Genomic DNA, 9071 nt, shown 5'->3' on the forward strand with positions numbered 1-9071 from the left:
GATCTACGGCGCTGCCGAATGTCAGACGACCCGAGACTTGACTGCGTCACTTCGCCCAGAGTGGGCCCCCTTCGACGCCAGCTGGGCGCCATCGCGACTCTGGGTGCTTGCGCGTTGCCTGCCACATCGTCGACAGCAACCAGCGAGCCTGTGGTCTCGCAGGCCCCTGGACCAGGCCTGGGGTCTTGCTGCTCGGGACTTCAGCCGCCGGATGCAGTCGGCACCAGGATCCCGCGCCCGCGGAGCCGTCCAGCATCGAGGTCGTCCATCGCGTCGTTGACCGCCTCAAGCGGGTAGGTCTGGGTGAGCATCTCGACCCGGCCGTCAGCAGCCAGCACCATCAGCTCGACGAGGTCGTTGTAGCTGCCCACCAGGTTGCCGATGAGGTTCCGCTCGGTCGAGATCACGTCGATCGTCGGAACGTCGACCGAACCGCCGTAGCCGATGACGAAGTCGCTGCCGGCCCGCCGCGTCATCGCCCAACTGTCCCGCTCGGCCCCACGCTCCCCCACGAAGTCGAGCACGACCTCGGCCCCGTTGCCGTCGGTAAGCTCCAGCACCCGCTCCACGTGCGATCCGTCCACGACGACGGTCTCGTCGGCGCCCCAGTCACGGGTGAGGGACAGCGCCTCCTCGTTCCGGTCCAGAACCACGATCCGGGTGGCGCTCAACGCGCGCAGGCACTGGATACCGATGTGGCCGAGCCCCCCAGCTCCCACCACCACGCAGGTGCTGCCCGGGTACGCCAGAGGCACCGCCTTCTTCACCGCGTGATACGCCGTGAGGCCGGCGTCGGCCAGCGCAGCGACCGAGGCGGGCTCGACACCGGCGGGAAGCTTGACCACCGAGCGGGCCGAGGTCTTGACCAGCTCCGCCATCCCGCCGTCGATGTCGATGCCGGGAAAGAGGCTGTCCGCACAGTGCACGTCGTCGCCCGCCCGGCAGGCGTGGCAGAAGCCGCAGGTCACCAGCGGGTGCAAGATGACCGGTTCGCCGGGCCGCAGGTGCTGCACCGCCGGCCCGACCGCATGGACCCATCCGGCGTTCTCGTGGCCCAGGGTGTAGGGCAGCGCCACGTTGCTCTTGGCGGCCCACTGGCCCTCGACGATGTGCAGGTCGGTGCGACACAGCCCGGCGCCGCCGATCCTCACGACTACGTCGAAGGCGCCGGTGACCTCCGGCTCCGCGACCTCCTCGACTACAGGGCGCTCGTCGTACTGATGGAGCCGAACCGCCTTCATCGCGCCTCCCCGGGGACCGAGACGACATCTGGGCCTGCTGCGGTTGGCACTGTACCCGGGCGACCCCTGACGTGGACAAGGGTCAGACGTCCATGGACACTGGAGGAGGCCGCGGCTCCGCCGCGGCACGCACATCCCTCGAACCGACGGGGAGGGTCCATGGCGACACGGACACCCGAAGAGGTCTTCGCCCACCACGGCCAGGCGCTGGGCGCCGAGGACCTCGAAGACATCGTGGCCGACTACTCCGACGACGCGATCCTCGTCGTCCAAAAGAAGGTGTACCGCGGCAAGGACGGCGCCCGGCAAGTCTTCACTCAACTGCTCGCGGACGTTCCCCAAGCACAGTGGGAGCTGGAGACCGTCTTCGCCGACGACGTGCTGTACCTGGAGTGGAAGGCGACCGGCGGGGGCCGCAAGGTCGAGGACGGCATCGACACGTTCATCTTCGAGGACGGCATGATTCGGGTGCAGACCGTCGTCTACACCGTCGGACCCGCCTGACACGTCGTCCCGCCAGCACCGTCCCCGCGAGCGGGGCGACGCCGCGCGCACGTCCCGCAGCCGCTCCATGCGTGGTGGGCACTTGATGATGGGCTGTGCTGACATGAGTCAGCACAGACCTCGCGCGGACGGTGCGGTCGGAGCGAACGAGACCCTCCTGCTCGGGGCCTCATTGTGATGCCGTCCGGGGCAGGAAGACGCCGATCGTTCGAGTACCAGCTCGCCTTTCGTAGGCCGAGCCGCCCGGGTAGACCCTCAAGGCGGTCTGCCAAACGGCCTGGCGCGCCTCTCCCGCGAGTTCTTCGGCAACCAGCGAGCACCGTTCCCCATCGACCATGATGTGCGCGCGGTTCTCGACGCAGATTGTGACACCAGCCCGGGTCCGCTGCCTTACCGAAGTTCCCTGGCGCGACGGCGATATCGTCCACAACAGCGAACCCCAGGACGGGCACGGTGCGAGGAAGGCCGGTCCGTGCTCCCGTGGTGGTCAACATGATCACGGGAAGTCCTGACGGGATGGCGCTTGCTGTGCGACGGCCGCCGCTCAGACGGAAGACGAGCCTGTCGATCCGGTGCAAGACGTGGGCAAACAGCCAAGCGCCGAGCGCCGTCGCCGCGAATCAGCGGACGGCGCCACGGAAGGCCGACACGGTTGTACCGGACCAGGCTTCACTCGCCCAGCATCTCCGCATCGAACGCCAGCTGGTTCCTGCCATCCGTGTCAGCGCCGGTTGAAGACCGACCCCGGAGCGTAGGCCGAAATCTGACCCCGTTTCGAACCGACTCTCGGCTCAATCGAGTCGAGGGGAGCGAAGGGAGTTGTTGTCTGTGGAGAGTGGGCCGAGATCCGCCGGCTGCATCGTGCGGAGGGGTCGGGCATCAAGACGATTGCCAGGACGTTGGGTGTCTCGCCGAACACGGTGCGTGCCGCGATCGCATCCGACGCGCCGCCGAGGCATGAGCGGCGGCGGGCGGGGTAGGCGGTGGATGGGTTCGAGGACGCGATCCGCGAGCAGCCAGGCCTGGTGCCGACGATGCCGGCCTCGACCCCAGCCGCGACTACCAGCCCACCGGGGCACCCAAAGCGGGCTATTGACCGAATATTTGGGGAATTTGCGCGGCACGGCATCCGCGCCGCGCGGCACATCAACGNCGCGGCACATCAACGACCAACAAGATCCACGAGATCTACGGCGCTGCCAAATGTCAGAGGACCCGAGATGTGACTGCGTCACTTCGCTTGTCGACGCAGAGCAATTGAGGGGTTAGCCGATCAGGGAGCAGCCCCGTCTGCCGGTTTGTGTGCGTGCGATCCATGTCACACCAGGCTGGCATTCGCTGCAGCGACTGTTCACATCCGTGGGTCGCTCCTACATTGGTCGCATGGCCGAGGATCTGGCCAGGATCGTCGACGCCGCACGCACGCGGGCCTTCGTCGGACGCGCAGCCGAGCTCGACTGCTTCGACGCCGCCCTGGCCGGGCGGGCGCCGTACCGCGTGCTGTTCGTGCACGGCGCCGGCGGGCTGGGCAAGACCGCGCTGGTGCATCAGTTTCGGGTCCGGGCGGAGGCAGCCGGCCACCGGGTGGTGCAGGTGGACGGTGAGGACGTCGACGGCTCACGTGAGGGGCTCCGAACGGCGGTGTCTCCGGTTCGTGCCCCGGTCAGTGGCGCGGGCCCGGTCTTGCTCGTGGACGGCTATGAGCGCCTCGCAGCCGTGGACAGCTGGGTCCGCAACGAGCTGGTGGGATCGCTGCCGGCGGGGGTCGTGGTCGTGCTGGCCGGCCGCAATCCGCCAGAGCCACCCTGGCGGACCGATCCGGGCTGGCGCGCGGTCGTCGAGTGCCTCCCGATGAAGGTGCTCGACCCGGTGGACAGCGAGCGGCTCCTGGAGCACGCCGGTGTACCGGACGGCCGACGGGCGCGTCTCGCCGGCATCGGTCGCGGCCACCCGCTCACCCTCGCGATGTTGGCCGACGCGGCCGTCTCGGGCGAGCTCCCGGAGGACCTGGCCGACGCTCCGGATCTGGTGGCCGCGCTCGCGACCCGTCTGGTCGACGAGGCCCCTGACGACGACCACGCGCTGGCGATGGCGCTCTGCGCGCACACCTGGCTGACCACCCAGGACCTGGTCGAGGAGCTGCTCGGCCGCCGTGCCCCTGAGGTGTGGGCGTGGCTGGAGACCAGGCCGTGGGTCACCCGCGGGACGTACGGCGTGTACCCGCACGATTTGGTCCGCGAAGTCCTCGACGCCGACTTGCGCCGACGCTCCCCCGCAACGTACCGACGGGTGAACCGTGCGCTGCACCTGCACTCCTGGACGGCGCTGCGGTCAGGCGACGAGGGCGAGCGACGGCTCTGGGCGCACCAGAAGCTGTTCCTCCACCGCCGCAGCCCGCTCGCGGAATCGTTCTGGACGATGCGGCAGCGCGGCACCGGGATCGTCACGCCGGGCTGCGCGGAACACCATCCGGCCGTACTGGAGATCGTCGAGCGGTTCGAGGGCCGGGAGACCGCCGACCTCGCGGCTCGCTGGCTGGCCGCCCAGCCGGAGAACCTCTCGGTGGTGCCGTCGACGGCCGGCGTGGACGCGTTCGCGCTGCACACGATGCACCCCGCCGACCCCGAGCTGGTCAACGGCGATCCCGTCATCCAGGTCGCGCTGGACACCGTTGCGCGCACAGCACCCGCCCGCCCCGGCGAGCAGATCGACATCGCCCGCTTCTTCGGCGGCGCGGCCGAGAACCAGCGCGACCCATACGCTGTGGTCGTCGGGTCCGTGAGCTCGACGCTGCTGTGGACCACCCGCCCGCTGGCCTGGGCGTTCGTGGCCACGACCGACCCCGACTTCTGGGGACCGGTCTTCCGTTACCTCGCGCTCACCACCGAGCTCCACACCGAGTTCGCGGGCCGCGACTACACGCTGTACGGCGTGGACTGGCGGCGGCTGACCCCCGAACGCTGGTTCGACCTGCTCGGCGAGCGTGAGCTGACCGGCGAGACCGGACCCGCTCCCGAGCACGTGTTGCTGCCGCCGCCGCTGTCCCGGGACCGGTTTGCCGAGTCGCTGCGGGGAGCCCTGCACGATCTCCACCAGCCTGACCGGCTCCGCGCCAACGCACTGATGGGGTCGCGGCTGGCGACGGACCTCGACGGCGTCTCCCCCACCAGGCTGCGAGCCACCATCCTCACCGGAGTCCGACACGTGGCCCACGAGCCGCGGGGCGAATCGGCGGGCCGGGTGCTCGACCGCACCTACGTGCATGCCGCCCGAACCCAGGAGGCCGCCGCCGAGGTGCTCGACCTGCCCTTCTCGACCTATCGCCGCCACCTCGCACGGGCGCACGAGCGGCTGACCGACCTGCTCTGGGCGGTCGAGATCGGCGAGGTGAGGCTGCCCAGCGGGCAGGAAGTGAGCAACGAATGATCTGGCAACTGAGCAGCTGACGGTCCCACCGTGGGCTGACGCGGGCGACGACCCAGCGACGGACCCGGAGGTGGGAACCATGGCGGACATTCTCGTGCTGGGCGCGGGGCTCAACGGCTTGGCAACAGCGATCCTGCTGGCGCGCGACGGACACCAGGTCACAGTCCTGGAACGCGACCCAGCCGAGCCGCGCGGCGACAACGAGGCGCTGTGGACGTCCTGGGAGCGACGCGGGGTCAACCAGTTCAACCAGCTGCACTTCCTGCTGCCACGCTGGACGGCGACCATGACCGCCGAGCTGCCTGAGGTGGTCGCCGAGCTCGAGGGCCGCGGCGGCACGCGCTGGAGCGTGGTGCACGCCCTGCCCGAGCACATCACCGGAGGGACTCGGCCGGGTGACGAACGGTTCGAGACGGTCACCGCCCGCCGGCCGGTGATCGAGGCGGCGATCGCCGCCGTGGCCGCCCGCACGCCTGGCGTCAGCGTGCGCCGCGGGGTACGCGTGACCGGGCTGCTCACCGAACCCGGTCCCGAGGGTGTCCCCCACGTCGCCGGTCTCCCCCACGTCGCCGGTGTCGTGACCGCAGGTGGTCCATCGGAGCACGCGGACCTCGTCATCGACGCGACGGGCCGCCGCTCCCCCGTCGCAGGCATGCTCGAGGCCGCTGGCGCGAGGCGACCGCACGAGGAGCGCGAGGAGGCGGGGTTCATCTACTACTGCCGGCACTTCCGGGCGCGCGACGGGAGGCGTCCGGAGGTCACCGGGCTCGTGCTCCAGCACTTCCACGGGTTCTCGGTCCTCACCCTCCCGGCCGATGGGGACACGTGGGGGGTCGGCTTCGTGGCCTCCTCGCGCGACCGGGAGCTGCGGGGGCTGCGCGACGAGGCCGCGTGGGCGCGCGCGATGGCTCTGATTCCCGGGATGGAGACGTGGGTCGACGGCGAGCCGATCAGCGACGTCCAGGTGATCGCGGGCATCGAGGACCGCTACCGGAGGTACGTCGTGGACGGCCGGCCAGTCGCCACCGGCTTGGTCGCGGTCGGCGACGCCTGGGCGTGCACCAACCCCTCGATCGGCCGGGGCGCGTCGATCGGCCTGCTGCACGCTCTCCTGCTGCGCGACGTGCTCCGCGAGACCTCACCCTCCGATGCCCTCGGGCTGGTGCGCGCGTTCGATGCCGCAACTGAGGAGGGCGTCACACCGTGGTACCAGGCGACCCGGGCCTTCGACCGGCACCGCATCGCCGAGATCGACGCCGACCTGGCCGGGACGCCGTACCGCACACCGGACCCGGCGTGGGCGATGACCACGGCGCTGTACGCTGCCGCGCTCCGCGATCCTGGCGCCCTGCGCGCCCAGAGTGACATCGGGTCACTGCTCGCAATGCCACCCCAGGCACTGGCCGCACCGGGCGTTCTCGAACGGGTGATCGCGCTCGGCGCCAATGCGCCGCGCTACCCCGAGGACGCGCCGCGGCACGACGAACTCGTGGCCGCGGTTGAGGACCGCGACGCTCCCGCATCGGCGCACCCCCCAGCACCGATGCGGCTGTTCGTGCGCGACGGAGGCGAAGGTGAGCCGGTGCTGTTGCTGCACGGCTGGCCCGACGACCACCACATGTGGCGGCATCAGGTTGCGGCCCTGACCAACGCTGGGTACCGGACGATCGCGCCCGACCTGCGCGGGTTCGGCGCCTCCGACAAGCCCGAGGACGTCGGCGAGTACACCATGCTCAAGGTCGTCGGCGACCTGCTCGCCCTCCTTGACCGGCACGGCGTACGACGAGCCCACGTCGTCGGTCACGACTGGGGCGGCGCAATCGGCAGCACACTCGCCGCGTTGGCACCCGGACGGGTATCGAGCCTGACGTGCCTGGCAGTCGGGCACCCGGCAGCCTTCCGCGACGCGGGGTGGGACCAGCGCGCGCGGTCCTGGTACATGCTTCTGTTCCAGTTCCCCGGCATCGCCGAACGGTGGCTCTCGCAGGACGACTTCGCCAACCTCCGCGCCTGGTCACGGCACCCTGAGATAGACGACGTCGTGGGACGACTCCGGACACCCGACGCACTCACCGCCAGCCTCGGCCTCTACCGTGCCGTGCTGCCGCCGGAGTCGGTGCTCGGACCGCCACCGCCCCTGCCGCCGATTCAGGTACCGACGCTCGGCGTGTGGGGCAGCCAGGACTTCGCCGTGACCGAGCAGGCGATGACCGGCACGCAGCAGCACGTCGCGGCGCCCTGGCGCTACGAACGGATGGAGGGCCTGGGCCACTGGATGCCGCTGGAAGCTCCGGAACGAGTGAACGCACTACTGCTCAGTTTCCTGAACAGCGCACGCCGCGCTGCAGAGGCGGTCAAGACCTCGCCCGCGGCGTAACCGAGACCTGACCGCGGTCGGCGTCGGATGGATGCCCACAAGTGGGTCAACCCCGCACAGCTGTGATCAGGCGGCTGGACCGGGATCGGCGATGGTTGCAGAATTTGCGCGCGTTGGCGGCCGATCTTGTGGCCTCGGCCGATCCGATGGGCCCCCGCGCAGCAATCCCGTCCAGCGGCCTACTGGGCCCGGGGGCAGCTCGGCGACCCCGCGGTCTGGAACCGCCGAACCTGACCGGGCGTGAATCCCCCGGGGGGACACCTCGGTTATGAGGCTGGTACCCGCTGAGTCGCGGGACAGTCGCTGCGCACCCGCTCATCGGCAGGTCCGCTCCACGTGGCGGCATGAGCGGAACGCTATGCCGCGGTATGTGCGGACGTGTTCTCCGGCGCAATCGTCCCGCCGAACGGCTGAGCGCTGAGGAGACGCGTCGCCAGACGTCAGCGGGTGGACTCGGCCAAGGTGCCCTTTCTTGAACGGGGCTGGTGCCATGAGCAAAGTCCGCCCGCGGGTCTGTCGCGGGGTGGCCCGCGTCGTTCTTCCCCCGCCCGATGAGTCATGTGTGTCGCCGCCAGACGCCCCGGCGCGTCGGCGTTCCACGAGGGACAGCAGCTGCACCGTACGTGGCTTCGCCACGTGGGCGGTGTCGTCGCCTTCGAGCCTGACAACCATGTGTCGTCCTAGGGGGACGCTCAGGGCGACCTCGCGGTCCGTGGCGGGCCACCTGATAATGACGCGGCTGCGTGCTGGTCGGGGTTGTACAACATGATTCGGCGACCGGCGACGGTCTTCGGATCGATGACGACGGCGGCCATGACCTGCTCCTTGTGGCGAGGAATCGACATGTGTCGTCGCGCCGGACGGTGACGTGGTGGAACAAGAATGCAGGGTCAAGGAGGCGCTCGTGACGCCGTTCGACGCCGTGACCGAGGAGCCGCAGCCCGAGCAGCACTCGGGGCGGTGAGCTGCCGGCCCCCAGCCCTCCACACCCGTCGCGGAGTGCGACGAGCCGACCGGCTTGCTCTGAGAGGAGCCCCGCTGGCGCAGGTAGATCGAGAAGACCGCCATCGCCCCGATGGCCAGGAACTCACTCTGCCAGTTCTGCAGCGTGCGTTCCCAGAAGTCCGGGTTGACCCCAGCTGGCCAGTTCGAGGCGAATCCGACCGACCTCGCCGGACGTGTGCTTCGCGATGGCGACGGTGGCGCTCACTGAGCCGGCCCGCCCCAGCTCCCGGACCTGACCTGATCGATGGCGTGCTGAGGCAACCGGCATTCCGAGCACCTGCGAGCGTGGCGCCGCCCGATGCGGCCCCGGCAGGGCATGCTGGGACTTGAAGCGTGAGGGATGGGTACGGGGCCACTCGGGAGGGGTAACCGTGACCGACAGCGAGTTCGAACGAGCGGAGCTGTTGCGCGAGGCATTTCTGCGGTCGGCGCTGATGTCTGCTGCGTTGAAATCGGAGACGTCGCTGACGCAGGACCGGATCGACGCTGTCCTCGGCGTGCGGGTTCCTCGCCCGCGT

General features: G+C 70.0%; 5 protein-coding genes and 2 pseudogenes. 4 read left to right on the plus strand and 3 right to left on the minus strand.

Features of this window, described 5'->3' with window-relative positions; genetic code table 11:
- Positions 1-200 precede the first annotated feature (200 nt).
- Positions 201-1241: an NAD(P)-dependent alcohol dehydrogenase gene (locus EKO23_RS23890; protein ID WP_134720994.1), complete on the minus strand. Its 1041-nt coding sequence runs from the start codon at positions 1239-1241 to the stop codon at positions 201-203.
- 159 nt (positions 1242-1400) lie between these two features.
- Between EKO23_RS23890 and EKO23_RS23895 the strand changes: the two genes are divergently transcribed.
- Positions 1401-1745: a nuclear transport factor 2 family protein gene (locus EKO23_RS23895; RefSeq protein ID WP_134720995.1), complete on the plus strand. Its 345-nt coding sequence runs from the start codon at positions 1401-1403 to the stop codon at positions 1743-1745.
- Here EKO23_RS23895 and EKO23_RS26765 read toward each other — a convergent pair.
- Positions 1724-2323, minus strand: a complete 600-nt coding sequence (locus tag EKO23_RS26765) for a nitroreductase/quinone reductase family protein (protein ID WP_167880631.1) — start codon at positions 2321-2323, stop codon at positions 1724-1726. The two genes, EKO23_RS23895 and EKO23_RS26765, sit on opposite strands and share 22 nt — an antisense overlap.
- 216 nt (positions 2324-2539) lie before the next feature.
- On the opposite strand from EKO23_RS26765, the pseudogene EKO23_RS26350 reads away from it, so the two are divergent.
- The 3 genes and pseudogenes from EKO23_RS26350 to EKO23_RS25960 form a co-directional block, all read left to right on the plus strand.
- Positions 2540-2800: pseudogene (locus EKO23_RS26350) on the plus strand (hypothetical protein); the annotation flags it as partial.
- A 328-nt stretch (positions 2801-3128) separates the two neighbouring features.
- Complete coding sequence (locus EKO23_RS23910; RefSeq protein ID WP_134720996.1) at positions 3129-5171, plus strand: P-loop NTPase family protein; 2043 nt, start codon at positions 3129-3131, stop codon at positions 5169-5171.
- 79 nt (positions 5172-5250) lie between these two features.
- Positions 5251-7548 (plus strand): alpha/beta fold hydrolase, encoded by a 2298-nt coding sequence (locus EKO23_RS25960; RefSeq protein WP_217702792.1) that lies wholly within the window; start codon positions 5251-5253, stop codon positions 7546-7548.
- A gap of 315 nt (positions 7549-7863) precedes the next feature.
- Here the strand turns inward: EKO23_RS25960 and EKO23_RS26610 are convergent.
- Positions 7864-8670: pseudogene (locus EKO23_RS26610) on the minus strand (DUF6766 family protein); the annotation flags it as partial.
- Positions 8671-9071 lie beyond the last annotated feature (401 nt).

The sequence above is a fragment of the Nocardioides guangzhouensis genome (genome assembly GCF_004519545.1).
GTDB classification, from domain to species: Bacteria; Actinomycetota; Actinomycetes; order Propionibacteriales; family Nocardioidaceae; genus Nocardioides; species Nocardioides guangzhouensis.

Bases quoted from the DNA above. Each gene is read 5' to 3' on its own strand.
- EKO23_RS25960 (WP_217702792.1), top strand. From the start codon at position 5,251: ATGGCGGACATTCTCGTGCTGGGCGCGGGGCTCAACGGCTTGGCAACA.
- EKO23_RS23890 (WP_134720994.1), bottom strand. From the start codon at position 1,241: ATGAAGGCGGTTCGGCTCCATCAGTACGACGAGCGCCCTGTAGTCGAG.
- EKO23_RS23895 (WP_134720995.1), top strand. From the start codon at position 1,401: ATGGCGACACGGACACCCGAAGAGGTCTTCGCCCACCACGGCCAGGCG.
- EKO23_RS23910 (WP_134720996.1), top strand. From the start codon at position 3,129: ATGGCCGAGGATCTGGCCAGGATCGTCGACGCCGCACGCACGCGGGCC.